The organism is Streptomyces lydicus, assembly GCF_000717345.1.
Lineage (GTDB): Bacteria > Actinomycetota > Actinomycetes > Streptomycetales > Streptomycetaceae > Streptomyces > Streptomyces lydicus.
The window spans coordinates 215,782-234,061 of sequence record NZ_JNZA01000005.1; the positions used below are offsets into that span (position 1 = coordinate 215,782).

21 protein-coding genes are annotated in these 18,280 nt (G+C 67.4%); 16 read left to right on the top strand and 5 right to left on the bottom strand.

The window, feature by feature from the left end; all coding sequences use genetic code 11:
- Positions 1–73: 73 nt before the first annotated feature.
- Entirely contained in the window at positions 74–1,351 is a 1,278-nt protein-coding gene (ilvA, locus tag OO62_RS06335) for a threonine ammonia-lyase (protein WP_033266223.1), read from the bottom strand.
- A gap of 163 nt (positions 1,352–1,514) precedes the next feature.
- On the opposite strand from ilvA, the gene OO62_RS06340 reads away from it, so the two are divergent.
- The 3 genes from OO62_RS06340 to OO62_RS06350 all read left to right on the top strand — a co-directional run bounded on the left by OO62_RS06340 (position 1,515) and on the right by OO62_RS06350 (position 3,140).
- Positions 1,515–2,015: a MarR family winged helix-turn-helix transcriptional regulator gene (locus tag OO62_RS06340; RefSeq protein ID WP_033266224.1), complete on the top strand. Its 501-nt coding sequence runs from the start codon at positions 1,515–1,517 to the stop codon at positions 2,013–2,015.
- A 193-nt stretch (positions 2,016–2,208) separates the two neighbouring features.
- Positions 2,209–2,721: a sigma factor-like helix-turn-helix DNA-binding protein gene (locus OO62_RS06345; RefSeq protein ID WP_051732794.1), complete on the top strand. Its 513-nt coding sequence runs from the start codon at positions 2,209–2,211 to the stop codon at positions 2,719–2,721.
- Positions 2,722–2,822: 101 nt separating this feature from the next.
- Positions 2,823–3,140: a hypothetical protein gene (locus OO62_RS06350; protein ID WP_323135813.1), complete on the top strand. Its 318-nt coding sequence runs from the start codon at positions 2,823–2,825 to the stop codon at positions 3,138–3,140.
- Between the two features lie 75 nt (positions 3,141–3,215).
- Here the strand turns inward: OO62_RS06350 and OO62_RS06355 are convergent, their stop codons facing one another.
- Complete coding sequence (locus OO62_RS06355) at positions 3,216–4,376, bottom strand: cystathionine gamma-synthase (protein ID WP_033266225.1); 1,161 nt, start codon at positions 4,374–4,376, stop codon at positions 3,216–3,218.
- A 206-nt stretch (positions 4,377–4,582) separates the two neighbouring features.
- On the opposite strand from OO62_RS06355, the gene OO62_RS06360 reads away from it, so the two are divergent.
- The 4 genes from OO62_RS06360 to OO62_RS40475 all read left to right on the top strand — a co-directional run bounded on the left by OO62_RS06360 (position 4,583) and on the right by OO62_RS40475 (position 7,566).
- On the top strand, positions 4,583–5,707 hold the full coding sequence (locus OO62_RS06360; protein ID WP_033266226.1) for a hypothetical protein: 1,125 nt from the start codon (positions 4,583–4,585) through the stop codon (positions 5,705–5,707).
- A gap of 178 nt (positions 5,708–5,885) precedes the next feature.
- Entirely contained in the window at positions 5,886–6,560 is a 675-nt protein-coding gene (msrA, locus tag OO62_RS06365) for a peptide-methionine (S)-S-oxide reductase MsrA (protein WP_033266227.1), read from the top strand.
- Positions 6,553–6,891: a hypothetical protein gene (locus OO62_RS39480; RefSeq protein WP_129322859.1), complete on the top strand. Its 339-nt coding sequence runs from the start codon at positions 6,553–6,555 to the stop codon at positions 6,889–6,891. Before msrA ends, OO62_RS39480 begins: the two co-directional genes overlap by 8 nt.
- A gap of 534 nt (positions 6,892–7,425) precedes the next feature.
- Complete coding sequence (locus tag OO62_RS40475; RefSeq protein WP_228332523.1) at positions 7,426–7,566, top strand: hypothetical protein; 141 nt, start codon at positions 7,426–7,428, stop codon at positions 7,564–7,566.
- Positions 7,567–7,659: 93 nt separating this feature from the next.
- Here OO62_RS40475 and OO62_RS06380 read toward each other — a convergent pair whose 3' ends face one another.
- Together OO62_RS06380 and OO62_RS06385 are read right to left on the bottom strand one after the other, a co-directional pair.
- Positions 7,660–8,130: an NUDIX domain-containing protein gene (locus OO62_RS06380; protein ID WP_033266228.1), complete on the bottom strand. Its 471-nt coding sequence runs from the start codon at positions 8,128–8,130 to the stop codon at positions 7,660–7,662.
- Between the two features lie 3 nt (positions 8,131–8,133).
- Positions 8,134–8,877 (bottom strand): helix-turn-helix domain-containing protein, encoded by a 744-nt coding sequence (locus tag OO62_RS06385; protein ID WP_033266229.1) that lies wholly within the window; start codon positions 8,875–8,877, stop codon positions 8,134–8,136.
- 340 nt (positions 8,878–9,217) lie between these two features.
- Here OO62_RS06385 and OO62_RS41895 point away from each other — a divergent pair, with 340 nt between their 5' ends.
- The 6 genes from OO62_RS41895 to OO62_RS39500 all read left to right on the top strand — a co-directional run bounded on the left by OO62_RS41895 (position 9,218) and on the right by OO62_RS39500 (position 14,811).
- A complete protein-coding gene (locus tag OO62_RS41895; protein ID WP_033266231.1) occupies positions 9,218–9,463 on the top strand; it encodes a DUF7848 domain-containing protein in 246 nt (81 codons plus the stop codon).
- 274 nt (positions 9,464–9,737) lie between these two features.
- A complete protein-coding gene (locus tag OO62_RS39485; protein ID WP_129322858.1) occupies positions 9,738–10,019 on the top strand; it encodes a hypothetical protein in 282 nt (93 codons plus the stop codon).
- Between the two features lie 384 nt (positions 10,020–10,403).
- Positions 10,404–11,051 (top strand): hypothetical protein, encoded by a 648-nt coding sequence (locus OO62_RS06400; protein WP_051732798.1) that lies wholly within the window; start codon positions 10,404–10,406, stop codon positions 11,049–11,051.
- Between the two features lie 480 nt (positions 11,052–11,531).
- Complete coding sequence (locus OO62_RS39490; RefSeq protein ID WP_129322857.1) at positions 11,532–12,182, top strand: hypothetical protein; 651 nt, start codon at positions 11,532–11,534, stop codon at positions 12,180–12,182.
- Positions 12,182–12,697 carry a hypothetical protein gene (locus OO62_RS39495; RefSeq protein ID WP_129322856.1) on the top strand — a complete coding sequence of 172 codons (516 nt, stop codon included), beginning with the start codon at positions 12,182–12,184 and terminating at the stop codon, positions 12,695–12,697. The genes OO62_RS39490 and OO62_RS39495 overlap by 1 nt, the downstream gene beginning before the upstream one ends.
- Before the next feature lie 932 nt (positions 12,698–13,629).
- On the top strand, positions 13,630–14,811 hold the full coding sequence (locus tag OO62_RS39500) for a hypothetical protein (protein WP_129322855.1): 1,182 nt from the start codon (positions 13,630–13,632) through the stop codon (positions 14,809–14,811).
- 493 nt (positions 14,812–15,304) lie between these two features.
- Here the strand turns inward: OO62_RS39500 and OO62_RS06405 are convergent, their stop codons facing one another.
- Positions 15,305–16,078: a GntR family transcriptional regulator gene (locus OO62_RS06405; RefSeq protein ID WP_033266232.1), complete on the bottom strand. Its 774-nt coding sequence runs from the start codon at positions 16,076–16,078 to the stop codon at positions 15,305–15,307.
- Positions 16,079–16,245: 167 nt separating this feature from the next.
- On the opposite strand from OO62_RS06405, the gene OO62_RS06410 reads away from it, so the two are divergent.
- The 3 genes from OO62_RS06410 to OO62_RS06420 are packed head-to-tail and all read left to right on the top strand — an operon-like array spanning position 16,246 to position 18,100.
- Complete coding sequence (locus tag OO62_RS06410; protein WP_033266233.1) at positions 16,246–16,608, top strand: SCO3933 family regulatory protein; 363 nt, start codon at positions 16,246–16,248, stop codon at positions 16,606–16,608.
- Positions 16,608–17,909, top strand: a complete 1,302-nt coding sequence (locus tag OO62_RS06415) for an FtsK/SpoIIIE domain-containing protein (protein WP_033266234.1) — start codon at positions 16,608–16,610, stop codon at positions 17,907–17,909. The genes OO62_RS06410 and OO62_RS06415 overlap by 1 nt, the downstream gene beginning before the upstream one ends.
- A complete protein-coding gene (locus OO62_RS06420; protein WP_033266235.1) occupies positions 17,906–18,100 on the top strand; it encodes a hypothetical protein in 195 nt (64 codons plus the stop codon). The genes OO62_RS06415 and OO62_RS06420 overlap by 4 nt, the downstream gene beginning before the upstream one ends.
- The last annotated feature ends 180 nt before the right edge of the window (positions 18,101–18,280 follow it).

Here is an 18,280-nt window from a genome sequence, read left to right on the forward strand (position 1 = left end):
CCCGCGCGCCCCGCCGTCACCCCGCCACGGCCCCTGCCGGCACGCCCCACCGGCACTCCCCGCGGGTCCGCCGTCACTCCGCGACCACGTATCCCGCGTCCGCGAGCGCCGCGCGCACCTCGTCGCAGTGCTCCGGGCCCTTGGTCTCCAGATGCAGCTCCACCTCGACCTCGGTCAGCCCGAGCCGCGGATCGGTCCGCACATGACCGATGTCGAGGACGTTCGCATCAACCGCCGTCAGCACCGTGAGCAGTGTCTCCAGCGCCCCCGGCCGGTCCGTCAGCCGCAGCCGCAGCGACAGGTAGCGGCCCCCGGCGGCCATGCCGAACCGCAGGATGCGCTGGAGCAGCAGCGGGTCGACGTTCCCGCCGGACAGCACCGCCACCACCGGCCCCTCGAAGGACTCCGGGGCGGCGAGCAGCGCCGCCACCGAACTCGCCCCGGCCGGCTCCACCACCAGCTTCGCCCGCTCCAGACACAGCAGCAGCGCGCTGGAGAGCTGGTCCTCGGAGACCGTACGGACCTCGTCCACCATCCCCTGGACGATCCCGAAGGGCACCTCGCCCGGCCGCCCGACCTTGATGCCGTCCGCCATCGTCGACAACTTCTCGACCGCCACCGGCCGCCCGGCCGTCAGCGACGGCGGATAGCAGGCCGCGCCCGCCGCCTGCACCCCGACGACCCGCACGTCCGGCCGCAGCGTCTTGACCACGAGCGCGATGCCCGCCGCGAGTCCGCCGCCGCCCACCCCGACGACGATGGTCCGCACCTCCGGGCACTGTTCGAGGATCTCCAGGCCGACGGTGCCCTGACCGGCGATGATGTCGCGGTGGTCGAAGGGGTGGATGAAGACCGCGCCGGTCTCGCGCGCGTACTCCTCGGCGGCGGCCAGCGTCTCGTCCACCACCTGTCCCTGGAGCCGTACCTCCGCGCCGTATTCGCGGGTCGCGGCCACCTTGGGCAGCGGGGCCCCGACCGGCATGAACACCGTGGAGCGCACGCCCAGCAGGGACGCCGCGAGGGCGACGCCCTGCGCGTGGTTGCCCGCGCTCGCGGCCACCACCCCGGCGGCCCGCTCCTCCGCGGACAGCCCGGCGATCCGCACGTACGCGCCGCGGATCTTGAAGGAGCCGGTGCGCTGGAGGTTCTCGCACTTGAGATGCACGGGCGCGCCGACCAGCCCGGACAGATAGCGGCTGCCCTCCATCGCGGTGGCCCGGGAGACCCCGGAGAGCATCTTGTGCGCCTCGCGTACGTCATCGACCGTGATCGGGGCGGCGGCCGGCGGAGCCGCGGCCAGGTGGGCGGAGGCGGAGGTCTCGTGCGGCGTGCGCGGCGATTGAGCGGCCATGCCGCCAGTCTCGCAGTTCGCCACGCGGCGGGCCCGCCCGGCCGCGGGCACGCCCCAGGGGTTACGGCGCGTTATCGGAATGGACAGCGCAGGTACACGGTGCGCCGCGTCCGCGTACGCTGTCCCCCAATCCGTACGCATCCCATGAAGCGAGCACCCGGCCATGCCCACCTCTTCGGACATGACGACCCACACCGACCCCGCTCTTCTCGACGCGCTGCAGCACCAAGTGGCCGTCTTCGCCCGCCGCGCAGAACAGAGCCGGCTCGGCGGCGTCGGGCAGGCGCGCAACTCCATGGACCGCGCCGCCTACCTGCTGCTCAACCGCCTGGACCAGGAAGGTCCGATGGGGGTCAAGGCGCTGGCCGCCGGCATGGGCATCGACTCCTCGACGGTCACCCGGCAGGTCGCCCCGCTGGTCGACTCCGGGCTGGTCAACCGCGCCACCCACCCCGAGGACGGGCGGGCCGTGGTGCTCCAGCTGTCCGAGCGCGGGCACGCCCGGCTGGACGAGGTGCGCGCCTCGCGCCGCGCGCTGATGGCCCTGGTGACGGAGGAGTGGTCCGAGGAGGAGCGCGCGGCCTTCACCACGCTCCTGACGCGCTTCAACGCCTCCCTCTCCGACATCACCGCCTCCTTGACGCCTACCGGGCAGACCTCCTGAAGGACGGCGGCCGGACTCCGGCCGCCCCGCAGGCAGGACAACGGACGCCGGGTCGCGTGGCCGGGAGCACGCCGCTCCCCCGCCACGCGGCCCGTCACGTCTTCTGACCAAACCGTCACGCCTCTTGACCGGGTGGCCGCGCTGCCGTGCCATAGGAGCCCAGGGGTCGGGTGTCCGTCATCCGGGAGGCGCGGTGCGAGAGCGGCGGCCGGCGCGGCAGCGCCGCCAGGCCCGGGAGTTCGAGTCGTTCGTGGCAGGCACGGCGGGCCGGCTGCTGCACGCCGCCGCCCTGCTGACCGGTGAGCCGCCGTCCCGCCCCGCCCCGGCGGCCGAGGAGTTGCTGACCTACGCGCTGGCGCGGACATACGCGGCCTGGGACCGGCTGCGCGGCGAGGATCCGTACGTACGCGTCCGCGAGGAGATGGCCGCCCGCTTCGCCCGCACCGCCCGGCGGCACCGCGGCGCCCGCGGCGGGCTCACCGGCCGACTCTCCCCGCAGGAGCGGCTGGTGCTGGTCCTGCGGCTGCACGAGGGCGAGGCCGAGGAACAAACCGCGGCCCAACTCGGCCTGCCCACCGACCGGGTGCATGCCCTGTGCCTGCGCGCGCTCGCGGAACTGCGCAGCCGGCAATCGGAGCCGGCATCGGCGGGCGGAGCGGGGGCGGGGCGGCGGGAGGCCGGCGGATCCCAGCCGGCGGTCCCGTGACCCCGTCCGGCTCTCCCCGGTCCGGCACGGGATCGCCCGACCCGGGGGCTTCCGATGCGGGCTCTCTCGGGGCGGGGCCTCACCACCCGAGGTCTCCCGACATGGGGCCGCCCGACGTCGGGTCTCCCGGTCCGCCCGCTCTCGACCCGGAGGCCGTCGGCCTCCCCGAGGCGGGTGTCCCCGACCGTAAGGAGACCGAGGTACGGCGGATGCTGGCCGGGCCGCATCCGCCCGTGCCGCCCGACCTGGCCGCCCGGGCCCTCGCCCGGGGCCGCCGGTTCCTCGCCCACCGCCGGCTGCTGCGCCGCGTCGGCTGCCTGCTCGCGGTGCTGGCGCTGGCGGCGCTGGCCTGGCTGGCGATGAGCCGGCCCTGGCTGCCGCCGCCGGCGCACACCACCCCTCCCGCGGAGGGGTGGTGAAGCACGGCCGCGGCGCCGGTCAGCCCGCCGGTCGGGCGGGCCGACCGGCGCCGGGGTTCAGACCACCTTCCGGGTTCAGCCCAGCGCCTGGGTCAGGTCGGCCAGCAGGTCGTCGGCGGACTCGATGCCGACCGAGAGGCGCACGAGGTCGTTGGGGACCTCCAGCGCGGAACCGGCCGTCGAGGCGTGGGTCATCCGCCCCGGGTGCTCGATCAGCGACTCGACGCCGCCGAGCGACTCGCCGAGGGTGAACAGCTGGGCACGGTTGCACACCTCGACCGCCGCCTGTTCACCGCCCGCGACCTGGAACGACACCATGCCGCCGAAGGCGCGCATCTGCTTGGCGGCGATCTCGTGGCCCGGGTGCTCGGCCAGTCCCGGGTAGTAGACGCGGGTCACCTTCTTGTGGGAGGCGAGCAGCTCCGCGACGCGCGCCGCGTTCGCGCTGTGCCGGTCCATGCGTACGGCCAGCGTCTTGATGCCACGCATCACCAGCCAGGCGTCGAAGGGGCCGGCGATCGCACCCATCGCGTTCTGGTGGTAGGCGAGTTCCTCGCCGAGGGCGTCGTCGTTGACGACCAGGGCGCCACCGACCACGTCCGAGTGACCGCCCATGTACTTGGTGGTGGAGTAGACCACCACGTCCGCACCGAGGGCGAGCGGCTGCTGGAGGTAGGGGCTGGCGAAGGTGTTGTCGACGACGAGCCGGGCGCCGGCCTCGCGGGCGATGCCGGCCAGCGCCTCGATGTCGGTGATGCCGAGCAGGGGGTTGCTGGGCGTCTCCACCCAGACCACCTTCGTACGGGGCCGCAGCGCCTCGCGTACGGCCTTCGGGTCGGAGGTGTCGGCCACCGACCACTCCACGCCCCACCGCTCGACGACCTTGGCGAAGAGACGGAACGTGCCGCCGTAGGCGTCGTTCGGGATGACCACGTGGTCCCCGGGGGACAGCAGGGTCCGCAGCAGGCAGTCCTCGGCGGCGAGGCCGGAGGCGAAGGCGAGGCCGCGGCGGCCGCCGTCGAGGGCGGCGAGATTCTCTTCCAGGGCGGTACGGGTCGGGTTGGCGCTGCGGCTGTACTCGTAGCCGCCGCGCAGCCCGCCCACGCCGTCCTGCTTGTACGTGGATACCTGGTAGATGGGCGGCACCACCGCGCCGGTGGCCTGGTCGGGCTCCTGACCTGCGTGGATGGCGAGGGTCTCAAAGTGCTGGTGTCGCTGGTCGCGCTGATCGCTCATGCCTGCCGAGGGTAGTCGCCCGCGCGGCCGGCCTTCCCGGAACTTTCTGGTTCGCTTGATAGTGGATACATACAAGAAGCCGCACCCCTGTTCCCACCACGCCCCGACGCCAGCCCCACTCCCGCCCACCGACGCCGGCCCACCGCCCACCAACCACCGGTGGCTCCAGCTCACTGATCTCAGATCTCAGGTACAGGACACCCCTCATGGACGCACTGCTGGTTCTCCTCGCCGCGCTCGCGCTCGGCGGCCTCGTCTTCCTCCCCTGGATGCGACGCCGGCGGGCCGTCCGGGACACCCGGCAGGGCCTGATGGTGGCCTCGGACCCGATGGCGGGCTACGGCTTCGTACCGCTGGACCAGCTCGACGTACGGCTGCCGGGCCCCGACCAGGAACTGGAGGACGCGCTCGCCGAGATCCGCCGGACGCACGACTGGCGCCCGGCGGCCGCGCTGCTGAAGTCCACCGGCGACGACTGGGAGCGCCGCTGGCAGCGGGTGCAGACGCTGGCCGGCGCCGCCGCCTTCGAGCTGGCCGAGGGGGCGCAGGAGGGCGGGCGCCGCACCGGCGGCATCTGGCTGCGCACCTGGCGTTCGGAGGCGCCCAAGGACCCCGGCGGCGCCCAGACGCACGCCCAGTTCCTCGTCGTCCAGGCGCTGCGCGACCCGGGCTCCCAGGACTTCCGCATGATCCTCGAAGAGGCCCGTACGGTCTGCCACGAGGCGGGGCTGCTGGCCCCGGGCAGCCCGATCCCGTACATCATCGAGCTCGCCGCCGCCCGCGGCCTGGGCGACCGCCCCGCCGACTACGAGGAGCTCTGGTCCAAGGTCGTCCAGCGCGCCCCGCAGCACATGGGCGCGCACCTCGCCGCCCTCCCCTACTGGTCGCAGAAGTGGCACGGCTCCCGCCAGGAGGCCGAGGAGTTCGCCGAACGCGCCGCCGCCGGCGCCCCCTCCGGCACCCTCCTTCCCGCCCTCCCCCTCTTCGCGGTGTACGAGCACCTTCCCGAGGCCAACATGGTCCGCAGCCTCTATCAGAGCGCGGTCGTCGAGCGCGCCATCGAGGGCGCCCACTTCGCCCTCCGCGAGGCCCCCGCCGACCACCCCATGGCGCCGCACGTCCGCCACCTGCTCGTCTGGTTCCTGGTACGCGCCGAGCGCTACGCCGAGGCCATGGAGCAGCTCCGCCTCGTCGACGGCCACGTGGGCGCGGTCCCCTGGTCCTACGGCCGCAGCCCCGCCGCCGAGTACGCCGCCTACCGCGCCCTGGCCATCGCCGGCTGGGAACAACTCGGCGGCACCTCCACCGGCTTCCCCCAGGACCGCCCGTAAAAAACGCCCCGCAAAAGGCCCCGGAGCACCACCCCCTCCCCGGAATGCCACCCCCACCCCCAGCGTTGCCCCAATGACCGGCGCATCATCCACTCACCACCCACAGCTCACCACCTACGGCTCACCGCTCACCCGCTGTCCTCGCTCGCCCGTTCGCCGCCCCTGGAGCTTGATCCTGATGCTGTTCTCCCGCTTCAAGACCCACCTCCCCACCCCCGAGGAAGCGCTCGAAGGCCGCCCCGAGCGGGCCTTCACCGTCCCCGACCGGCACACCGTCCTCGGCAACCCGCTCCTCGGCCCCTACCCGGACGGCCTGGAGATCGCCGACTTCGGCCTGGGCTGCTTCTGGGGCGCCGAGCGAAAGTTCTGGCAGGCCGAGGGCGTATGGACGACGCTCGTCGGCTACCAGGGCGGTCACACCCCCCACCCCACATACGAAGAGGTCTGCAGCGGCCACACCGGCCACACCGAGGCCGTACGCGTCGTCTACGACCCGGCCGTCGTCCCGTACACGGCCCTCCTGAAGCTCTTCTGGGAGTCCCACGACCCCACCCAGGGCTTCCGCCAGGGCAACGACGTCGGCACCCAGTACCGCTCCGCGATCTACACCCACTCCCCCGCCCAGCAACAGGCCGCCGAGTCCTCCCGCGACGCCTACCGCACCGTCCTCCAGAACTCCGGCTACGCCGACATCACCACCGAAATCCTCCCCGCCGACACCACCCGCCCCTTCTACCCGGCCGAGGGCTACCACCAGCAGTATCTTTCAAGCAGCAAAAACCCGAACGGGTACTGCGGGATCGGGGGGACGGGCGTCTCTTGCCCGATCGGCGTGGCCAAGGCGGATGGCTGAGCAACTGTCACCGGAAGACACGGCGACGCTGCGGGCGCTACTGGCCGGCTCGGATCCGGTGAGCAACGCCCTGCTGGCCCAGATTCCCCACACACAGGTAGTGGGCAGGTGTGGCTGCGGCTGCGTGACGGTCGATCTGGAGGTGGACCGTGCGACGGCGGCTCCTGCGCCGCCGCATGACAATCCGGCCGTGGATGCCTGGTACGACGCCCCGTACTTGGCCGGCGTCATGGTCTGCACCGAGGGCGGCTACCTCTCCCTCCTGGAGATCTACTCAGTCTCCGACGAACCGATCACCGCATGGCCGGACGTACGCTTCATCGAACGATGAGCAAGTGAGCACCCGGACCAGCAGTATCTTTCCGAAGGCGGCTGGGGCTCGTGTCTGACCGGCCCGCGCCCGTCGAGGAATGACCTTGGGAATCTCGGCCGGAACAGGACGTATGGACTAACGCCCCGCTTGGCACGGATGACATAGCAAGGCAAAACCCACAACCAGCACTCATCCGCCTACCTGAGCCGCTTTCCAGCCAAGGAGAGGCAGTACCGTACAGACGGCGGGAGCAAACCCACCAAAATGCAGGCTATGGCAACCTCGGGGGCAGCAGGAAAAGGGCTTGGTGGTCTTGGCAAGTGGTGGGGGGTCCTAAGTGGCCTTCTGCTAATCGCCGCGTGGATCAACCATGCGGCAGGACCAGTCGTGGTGATCGTGCTCTCAGCAGTCACTACCGCGTGGTGCTTCTTCCGAGCTCCTGTTACGTGTGGCGCTCCGGTCCGCGGGAGAGATGACGGTTGCCGGAACAATGCTTCGGGACTTCTCATGGGATGTCCGCAGGTCCGCCAGCACCGCTGGGAGAGGCTTAAGGTGTTGGTCCTCCGACGCCAGCTACGCGCCTTCTGCTCGGGCCTGTTCTCGGACGGCAAGGCCATCATCGTCACGCTCGCAGGCGTAGGGAGCTTTGTCTCCGGCCTCGTCGCCCTTGTCCCGGGCGTCGTCATCCACTGACCGACCGAGCCAATCACGAGGCAACACAACCCGTTAGGGACGACCGTGAGCTGCCCAGTGGGCGTGGCACCGACGGGGACTGACTCAGAGGCGTCACCCCAGGTAGGGGCGCTCCCGATTCTCCAGGAAGTGCCGAATGCGGAGCTTCTGCGTGTGGTGCATCGGGAGGTCGCCGATCTCATCGGGGTGGATGAATCGCAGCTCCGTCGACTCATCCGAGATGGCAAGCTGCCCCCCGACGAGGCGCGCGGTGAAGCACACGTTGAACTGCCGCCGCACCTCCCCGTCCGTATAGGCGATCACGTGACGGGGATCGGTGTACGTCCCCACTAGCCCCGTGATCTCCACATCCAGCCCGGTCTCCTCCTTGACCTCCCGGACCGCGGTGCCGGGAAGCGAGTCGGTCATCTCCATGCCGCCGCCGGGCAGGGCCCAGAGGTCGTTGTCCCGGCGTCGCTGGAGCAGGATGCGGCCCTCGTCGTCGGTCACCACTGCTGAAGCGGCAACGACGAGGCTGTTGGGCTCGGGGGCATCGGGATCGTCGTAGTACTCGGTGCGCGACAGGGTTCACTCCTCGGGTGCAGGCTTCGCCGTCGTCCAGACCGCGTCGAAGCTCTGGGCGTAGGTGTCGAAGATTCCACCATCCCCGTTGCGACGAAGGTGCCATACCGGTGCCCCATAAGCGTTCACGCCCCAGACATGGGCATTGGCCAGAAGCTGATCGTCCGCCCGGTAGATGGAGTTGTACAGCGTGGTTCCGTGGGTCCGGATCTCGACTCCGGGTACCCCGAGGAGCGGCCGGTAGTGCATGAGGGCGAGCCGGCATCGGGATTCGATGCCGTGCCCGAACCGTTCTTCCTCGCCGCGCTGCCGCACGTTTTCGCTCTCCGCATCACCCAACGCGATGCGGACGGAGCACCCTTCGGCGGCGCGCTCACGAAGCAGGTCGTTCAGGCGGGGAAACCCCTCGTGCAGGAAGACCGCCGCGTAGACGAGTACGTCGATGGTCTCGCGGGCCTCCGCCAGCATGTCCGTGAACGTGGATACGGGAACGTCCGCCCGCTGGTCGTACAACGCGACCAGCTCGAAGCTGACAGCGCGGGCAGAGCGTGCTTGCCTGAGCGCCGGCCAGAGTGCATGCACGTCTTCTCCTAACGTCTCAGCCGCCAGCAGGGCCGTCGCCCGTCGCGGGGTCCGGCCCAAGTTGACCCATCGCTCAACGGACTTGGGGTCTACCTGAGCCCTGGCTGCGAGGGTGGCATGGGTCCACCCTCCGGCTGCCATGGCGGCTCGAAGCCTCTCGTTCGGCATCCGCAGTCTCTCCCTGGAAGTTGGGACGTTGCTAGGGACGTTCTACCTCCTCTGGGACGTCCCAAAATGGGTTTTGGGCGAGGTTCCTACGTCCTGGGCACCGCCGTGATCCTCCTTGCATGAGCGACAAGAAAGCCCCCGCAGTGGGCACTTTGACGCTGGACACCAGGAGCGGCCGAGTCGGCCGGGTCATGGACTTCAGGTGGTCGCACGTACAACTGCGTCCACCCCAAGGCGGGATCGAATGGGACGCGCGCCCGGAGGATCTACGTCCGCTCGGTTCCTGTGACGAGCTGAGTTCGCGGGTGGCCGAGCTCAACGCTCACAGCAGGAGCGGGCTGTGACCAGGTCCGTCTTCCGCTATCTCAGATGGACGATGGGACCGGAGACCGCTCCGGAAGCCCCCGAGATGGTGCACGAGTTGGAGTGCATGTCCTGCGACGCCGCAGCAGACCCCTCGGAAGAGTTTGAGACCGCACGCGACTGGGGCTTCTCGCATACCGGACAACACCCCTCGCACCGCGGGTACCGCGAGACCGTCACACGGTTCTGGCGCATGACGCCGACGGACAGTGAGTGCCTGTGAGACAGCGACTATTCAGCGTTCTGATCGTGGCGTTCTGGGCGGCGATAGTCGTGCCGCTTGTCGTCATCAGCACCCCTGACAACGGCTGACCCAAGACATGTGAGACCGGACCACCCCTCGCCTGGACAGCATCCGGGGTGGTCCGGTCCGGAGCCCTCGCGGACCCCGGTGCCGATGGTACTGGGGCCGCAGTCATGCCCGTTGACCGGCGGGTGACCGGCCCCAGGTAATCAACTACTGCTCCTGGGAGTGACGTTCTGTGCAGCACGATCCGATGGATCCGAACTTCGACGGCGAGGCTCTGGAACCGGACGGCTGGATGTGGGTACGCGGAGTGGACTACGTGGCCGGCTGGCGGAGCGCGGTGGACGCTGCGACGGAGCTGAAGGGCGCCATGGATGAGGCGGGCATCGACACGACGGAGGTCATGTCGACGGCATCGACAACAACTGATGGTTCGGGAGTACTCCGGCTGTCGCTTCCTGTGGAGGCTGCGCTAGCTCTGGCTAATGCAGCGCGAGAGGAAGCGCTCAGGTGGCGAAGGGCCGGAGCTTAGGCGATCGAAGCTGCTGAAGCCGCCTTCACGATCACTGCTTTGTAAGCCTGGAGGTGGCCTCCAAGACATCTGTGGTGGTCACACCACGCGCCGTCGTTTCCGGCACTCGACGCAGTCTCTACACTGCCGTCCACCCCAGTTGACCGTGGCTGACCGCCCGAACTGGCACGCATCTGGCACGCGTCGATCACCGCCTTAAGAAGTTCGATCCAGGTTCCGGGTGTGGCCTCTCTCCGCCGGCCCCTTCGCATTGGGCGCCCCCTTGTCGCTGTCGCGATCCGCCCCGTTGATGTCACTCGTGGATGTCGGAGATGCGGAACGTGCGCGGTCTGTGCGCCCATGCCCCCTTGTGCAACTCGCAGACCCAACGCATCGTTTGAGTGGATGCTGCTCGGCGTTTTGACGCCTCAAGGGGGGCGGTACGGTGTGGGCTCAGTAACTCCGTGGGCAAGAGAGACATTTGGAAGCCTGGCCAACCAACTGGCCGAAGCCATCCCAGCATGCCTCGTGCAGGCCCATGAGAGGGCCCGCCATGGCCATGAAGGCGTCAATACTCAAACGCTGGAAGCGTACGGTCACGGGTTGCATGCCGTGCAGTACGAGGCGCTGGCGGCTGGCCTGGCGCCGCTCGAAGGCGCAACGGCTATACGGCTACAAGGCCGCACGGTCATGGTCATCGGTAATAACGTCATCTATCCAATCAGGTATGCAAAGAAGGACGTCCCTGTGACCTCGGCACGGCTGCGTCGGGCCGTTGGCTTCCGCGCGGACCTGATCAGGCGCCACGGGCCCGAACCGAGGCAACAGGCGTTTGACCTGGGCCTCGATGAACTCGACGAACTGGAAGTGCACCCCGACATCGCTCTCCTCCCACCGGAGTACCGGTTGATCACCATCGCGTACGCCTGCTCGATGGAGCGAGGTGTCATGCGCGTCGAATGGGGCACCGCAGAGCTACGACGCGAGGACCGCTACCTCATCTGGCATCGCCACGAGCGGCTGCTTCCACCCGCTGATCCTCGCGCCGCTTAGGCGCGTCGAACCAGCTGGATCCACCATCGATTGCCCTCGCTGCTCGTAGCAGAGCGCCCCCTCAGCCCGTGGCCGGACCTTGAAGGGCCACTCTGTTGCTCGGGACAGTGACCTCTCGTTGCGAACGACAGCCGGGAGGTTCGCTGGGGTCTGCTGGGTTGGTCGAGAGGGCGATGAGGATCGTCGACGGTTACTGCTGGTCGGCCTAGTTGCTGTACTTCGCTGCTGTACTAGATCAGGCTGGGCATGGCTCTGACCTGGACGGGAGCTGTTTAGGGTCACCGAGCAGAACGTACTGCGGCAGAGGTGTGTCGAGAGCTGTAGCGCCGCAAGCATGACGGGGCAGCCATGCGGCCCTGTTCGGAAGTGCATAAGACGTGGAGTGAGGCCGTGCCGCCGACTGATGGTTCGACACATCCGGCCGCGCCCTGCCTCGGTCAAGGTCTGCGATCGCCCGCTGCCTCCGGCTAAGCTGGCCTGGTGGTGGCTCAACTAGTCGCAATCGCATCGGTGCTGGTTTCTCTTATTGTTCCGTTCGCCGTCGAGTGGTGGAAGGGCACGAAATGGAGAGATGAGCAGAACCGCGTGCTCGGCGTCGATGCATGGGCAGAGCAGTTCACTCCAATCGGCACTCCGCCAGGATATTGCCATCTAAGGTATATTATTCGCAATAATTCACCCAATGACATTACGGATGTGGCGGTTGTTCCACCCGGTCGAGATAAGCTCCGATTCGCGCCCGTAGTGCATGCCGGGAGCCAGCATTCCGAAGTTGATCCAAATCTGCGGCAAATTGATCCTGTATTCAGCCATTATCCGGTAGAGCTACTGTTTACCGATCGCTGGAACATTATTTGGTATCAGCAGCGCGAGTTGCGGCGGGTGAAGGAAGTTAATTCGCACCCGCGCACTATCCGGGATTATGCCACCCATTCACGCAATCCCAGAGGGATGGTCGTTGCTCGACGTCAGGGGTATCTAGTGCTCGCTGGGTGTGTTGTGGCTGCGCTCGTTTCGGTTGGCGTCTCGGCGTCAGGGCTAGGCGCCTCAGATGGTCAATCGCCGAAGCAGGGAACCCCTGAATCGCCGAAACCCAGCCATTCGCGTCCGGCAGAGAAGGCGGGGCCCTAATGGAAGACCTGTTTTTCGCCCTCGCCTCGCTCAGCACGGCTATCCTCGGTCTCGCAAGCGCGTTCGCTGCTTCGCTTTCGGCGCGAAAGCGCCGGCGGCTGGACGCGCGTTTGCAAGCTGGGCACGTCTTCGCCCATCTTGAGGAATCGCCCACCGATGGAGCCGTTTGGGTGCTGCAGAACCGCAGTGAACATGAGGTTTACGATGTTCACTTGACAGTCCCCAATGGGCAATTCTCGTTTACGTCCATCCCTCCCGCCGGCGAGCTACGAGTAATGGCCGACCGTTCCTCTCTGCACACGCAAGAAGACCGTAACCCGGTAATGACCTTCAAGGATGGCGAGGGGCGTCGATGGCAGGTCGGCAGGTCTGGCGTGAAGGAACAAGGGAAGAAAAAAGACAAGGGTGATGTGTTTCCTTCTCTCACATCTGCCGCTGTGACAACGCTGATCGGTGTTGTCGCCACGCTCCTAGGCGCCGCTATCACTCTCCTTATCTCATGGCGGATGCGTTAGGTCTCCAGCTGCTCTCGTGATCTTTTCTGGTGGTCATTGCCTTGCCTCCTGAGGTACTCGAATGAATTCCGGAGGGCCTCAGAAGAGGAGTTGACACGATCAGCTCCGCCACGCACTGGCTCCCGGGCAAGATGACGCCGTGCACGCAGATTCGTTGGCGGGGTTGATGGGCCTACGGGGCGCCGTGGTGGATGCTGCCGGCGCTCTGTTGGGCGGATGGCTCCAGCAGCGGCACCAAGTGAAGACTGCGAAAGAGCAGAGTCGGCAGGAACGGGAGGTACGCAGCCAGTCAAGCAGTGCTCAGCCCCGGTGCTGATCACCGCCTTAGGAGTTCGATCAGGGCTCGCCTCGGCTGAAGGACTGCGTTGGTGCCTCGACTGTGCGAGATTGCGCAAGGCCCCTGCTGGACGTAGTCGTTGATGTCACTCTTGGATGTCAAAGAAGCTAGCGCTTCTTGCGGATCTTGCGCTTCTTCTCCCGGGCTTCCTTCTCCCGGCGTTGAGCTACACCGTAGGCCTACCAAGCGCCTTGATGCACCGGGCACCTGGACGTGCCCGTCACTACCTTCCGTTGGCACCGCCCGCCTGACTTCGTCGGCGCTCCGCACTTCGCCATGTCGTCTCCCCTCGACCTAGGGCTTAGCCCACGGTTCTGGGCACAGTGCCGCCCGAATCGACGCGTGTGAAGGCGCGTGCTCATCCAAGTGGTAGTGGACCGGCGTAGTAGGGCGTGTCCCGTGGGGAGTTGGATGTCGACCTGCGCCACGTGACTACCTCTGTGCTGAGTGCTTCGTTCGGGGGCGAACACTAGGTGGTGCGACAATCGATACGGGATCAGGTGTGTCGATCTTGGAGTAACAAGGGGGAAGGTTCCGAAGTTACTTCTCGGCAGGCGCAGGTGGGTCGTGCCGAACGCGCGAGGAGGGGTGGACCATGACAGAGGACAATCCTGATATTGGTGAAATCAGTCAAGCTATCTCGGAGATTTCCGAGAATCCGGTCACGGGAGAAGTGCGAATTAAGCTGCGTGACGGCCGCATGCTGGAGTTCAGCTTGGGCGTCGGTGATCGGAGTAGTGTACTTCGGCAAGTTTCCTATAGCTTCACCAGTGGTGTTATTAGCCTGGAGAGCCTAAGGGGCGACCTATTTGAGGTTGACCCGGAAGAGGTGGAATCTGGTTCGATTCAGCCGCCGGTCGTCTATCTGGATCAAGGCCACTGGAGTGCGCTATCTAATTCCATATTTGACCGTGCTCGGGTTCGGGATGAGAAAGACCTTGAAGCGGCCGAGCAGTTGATCGAATGGGCCGAGTCGGGTCGCGTGATCCTGCCCGTTTCGTCGGCTCACGCCCTTGAAACTTCGGCTCTTTTTGACGAGAGGCGACAGAATCTGGCATCAACCATTCTCAGGCTTTCGCGAGGTTGGCAGATGCGGAGCCCTGTGGCGGTGAGAATGCACGAAATGAGCGTGGTGCTATCGGAAGCGTATGCTGTTTCTGCTTCTCCGTCTGAGCTCGACATCTTCAGTCTGGCTGCTGGCGCTATGGACACGAAGAGGCGCGCAGTTAACGCATCCGATCTTCCCCCTGGCTTGTTGAAGTTGACCAATAGGCTGACGGCATTCTCTACCATTTATGACGTTCTCATGAACCCGGAGCGCGTTCCGTCTGTCGTGGCGGGTTGGCATGAGCACTTTAATAATGTGAGCGGAGATCCGGAATTTCGGGCACGGTCGCCTAAGCAGAAGGCGATTGATGGGCGTGCGATGGCTCTCAGTGATGTGCTGCAAGAGGCGATCACCGCGGCCCTCGGATTGGGAATTCCAGTTGAGGAACGCCTAGCTTCCGTACTCTTTGCAGGGCTCGACTCCATGCCCTCCCTGCGCGTTTACGGGGATGCGATCGGTTACCGCCTGAAGAATCGCGCTAAGTGGGAGCCGAATGATTTGATCGACATTCTATTTTTGGGGTGTGCTGCCGCGTATGCTGATGTAGTTGTGGCTGAGAGAGTGGCTACCAATTACCTACAAGGGTCATGGAGGAGCGGGGACCGGCCGTGCCCAGTTGTGGCGAAGCTCCCTGAGGCTGTTGAGAAGCTCTCGCATCTACTCGATTGACATTTGGTCTCGCGCATCCAAACCTCTTGCCCCGCCCACCGCTCTCCCCGGCTCCCATCCCGTCCGCCGTCGACCCACACACCGTGGAGCGGGCGTGGTTCATGGCGTCCAGGTGGAGCGCGCCACTGTACGAACGACCTGGACGCCATGGGCCGCGTCTGCTCGGCTTTGCCTGGGTCGATGGTGGACGGGATGGGAGCCCACCACGCTGGCCACGATGTGCCCGCGGACGGGTACGGCGCCCCTCCCACCCGGTGCCGGCCGATCCCCCGCCGGAGGCATCGTCCGTAACCGTGGGTCGAAGTCGTCGGGTGCTCGCCTCATGTCCTCCGGGCTCATCCACTGTGGGCGGGCGTCGGCGCAGCCGGGGCGGAGCGGGCCGGAGGCAGGAGCGGCGCCCCGAGCGGAGCCGGGCAGCCCGCCCGGCGGAGCGGAGCGCAGCTGGGTGCTTGAGTAAGTGAAGACAGTTTTCGACAGTTGGCCGGAGCGTGGCTCAGACGGCGCGCAGTGCCCGGGGGCTGTCGGCGGTGATGCGGTAGGCGAGTTGGGTGCGGTCGGCGCCGGCGCGGAGTTCTTCGAGGATCAGCGGGCGTTGGTCGGTGCCGAGGGTGACGCGGGTGGCGTGGACGATGGGGGTCGCGTCGGGGATTTGGAGTGTGGCACGTTCGTCGGGCAGGGGCATGCGGGCGCTGACGGTCTCGTCCCAGGTGAGTTTGTGGCCGGCTGCGGTGAGGATGGCGTAGATCTGCTCCGGCTCTGTGTCCGGGGCTTCGCCGAGCTGTTCAGCCTCACTGGCCGCGGTGGCGAAGGGGATGAGTACGCGGTGCAGTGCGCGGGTCTCGGTGTGCGGGTCTGACAGCAGTCGGTCGACGGCGAACAGGGCCTCGCCTTCGGGGAGTCCGAGTAGCGGGCCCGTGGTGGCCGTGGTTGTGGTGCGGTAGACGGTCGGCGCCTCGACTTCGTGCCATGCCTGGTGGCCGGTGTGGAAGGTCTTGCCACTGCGGGTGATGGTCCGCTCGATCGTGGCGGCGGGGGCGGGGATGGCCCGGACGTAGCTGCCCTTGCCGTGGATGACCTCGATGAGTCCTTCCGCGCGGAGTGCTGCGATGGCCTTGCGCACGGTCGGGCGGCTGACCTGGTACCGATCGATGAGTTGGGATTCGGAGGGGAGCGGGGCTCCGGGCTTGTACTCGCCTGCGGTGATGCCGCTGCGGATCTCGGCGGCAACCTGCTGGTACAGCGCGCCGGGGCGCTGGATCTCTCCCATGCCGGGCTCTCCTCATCACCTGCTGTGTGCGGTCCTGACGTGAGATGACGTCACTCGTAAGCATAAGTGCTTGCCTTCTTCGGTCAACCCATGCCACTCTCAACTCGTAAGCACGAGTGACGTCATGTGACGTCTTGGCGTCTGAGTGGCCAAGGAGGCCCCAATCCATGCAGTCCATCCCTGTGGACACCTCCCGACTGGGCGTACTGCGGTGCGCGGTCGGGCCTGAACCGAAGATCGCGGATTTCGAAACGAAGGAGGTCAAGAAGGACCGGGACGGCAACACGATCTACTCCGTCGCTGTGACGGTCCGCCAGGAGGGGCGCCGGGTCTCGGTGATCGAGATCGCTGTCACCGGAGAGCCCAAGGGCGTGGTCGAGGGTGCGGAAGTCCGGGTGACTGGTCTCGATGCCTTTGCCTGGGCCATGGGCGACCGGCACGGCATCAGCTTCCGCGCGGCAGCCATCACCCCCGTACCCACCGCTGGCGCACCCGTCGCAGCGTCCAACGGCAAGACGGGTGGTACCTGATGAAGCCGACCCTGCTCGCCTTCGCCCTCGCGTTACTGGCGTGGCTCCTGATCCTCGGCAAGGAGCTGCGGCAGCGCCGGCCGGAGTGGCACTGGTACCTCACGGGCTACCCCCGCACCGCCCTGCGCGTGGTGTTCACCTGGTCCAAGGTGGCCTACCTCAACGGCCTCACCGTCTCCCGCAAGCCCACGCGTCGCGTTCTGGGGGATCTGGCGGTCAAGGGCGATCCGCTGCGCCCCCGTGCCCCGCGGATTTCGTTTCCCCGTTCCACCCCGAACGGTCTGGAACTCCTAGTGCGCTTGAGGGCCGGGCAGACCCCGACCCCGTTCCTGGCGGCGGCCGATGCCCTCGCGCACACGTGGCGGATGCATGCCGTACGCGTCGTCTCGCCGGAACGCGGCGTTGTGTTGATCACCGCTACCGCCAGCGATCCTCTGGAGCACCCCGACCGCCCTGCTGGGCCGGAGCCCGTGACGCTTCTGTCGGCGGTGGTCGGTGCGCTGGAGACAGGCCGTGCGTGGGTGATGGACTTCCGACGGGTGCCGCACTGGCTCATCGTCGGGGCAACCCAGTCCGGCAAGTCGACGCTCATTTCACGACTGATCACCCAACTCGCCCCGCAACCGGTCGCCCTGGTCGGCATCGACTGCAAGGGCGGCATGGAACTCGGTCTGGTAGCCCAGCGGCTCTCCGCCCTGGCCACCTGCCGTGCGGAAGCCGTCATCGTCCTCGGCGCTCTGGTCACCGACATGCAGGACCGCATGCGGCTGTGCCGTGCGGCAGGCGCCCGGTCGATCTGGGACCTGAACGAGAAGGAACGGCCGGTGCCGGTGGTCGTGATCGTCGATGAGCTGGCAGAGCTCTACCTGACCAACGGCAGCAAAGAACAGCGGGCAGAGGCCGAGCAGTGCTCGACCTACCTCCTGCGGCTGGCTCAGCTCGGCGCGGCCCTCGGTGTCCACCTGGTCGTGGCCGGCCAACGTGTCGGCTCCGATCTGGGGCCCGGAGTCACCGCGCTGCGTGCCCAGCTGAGCGGACGGATCTGCCATCGGGTCAACGACCCGGGAACGGCGGAGATGGCGCTCGGTGACCTCAACAAGGACGCCGTGGCGGTCGCCCAGTCGATCGGGGAGGCAGAACAGGGCGTCGCGGTGACCGTCGGCGACATGGGTGCCTGGATGCGCAGTCGCTCCCGGCTCACCACGTCCGCTGAAGTACAGGAGGCAGCAGCGCAGTTCGCGGACCTGACTCCGTGCGTGCCCTGTCTGGCGAGCGTGGTGGAAGGCGGCGAGGGCGCATGAGCGAGTCGGCTGCGTTTCCGCTGTTGCTGGTCTTCGGGCTGGCCACCGTGCTCCTGATCCGCTCCCGCGAGGTGCGCTGGTGGGAAGCCGGACTGATCGCCCTGTTCGGCATGTACCTCGGCCAGACGCCGTTCATCTTCGCCGCGAACGGCCTCGTGCACTGGTTCCTGACCGGCGTCAGCCACACCTAGACAGCAGGGAGGACCGAACGATGCCCATGCGCCGAGTCCGCTGCCCCGTCTGCAAGGGCGAGCGCTCCGCCAAGACCCGCACCGGCCACAGGCGCCGCTGCCGCTGCTGCCGGGGCACCGGCACCATCCGCTGAACCACACACCAACCTATCGGGAGTGATCGCCATGGACGTATCCGAC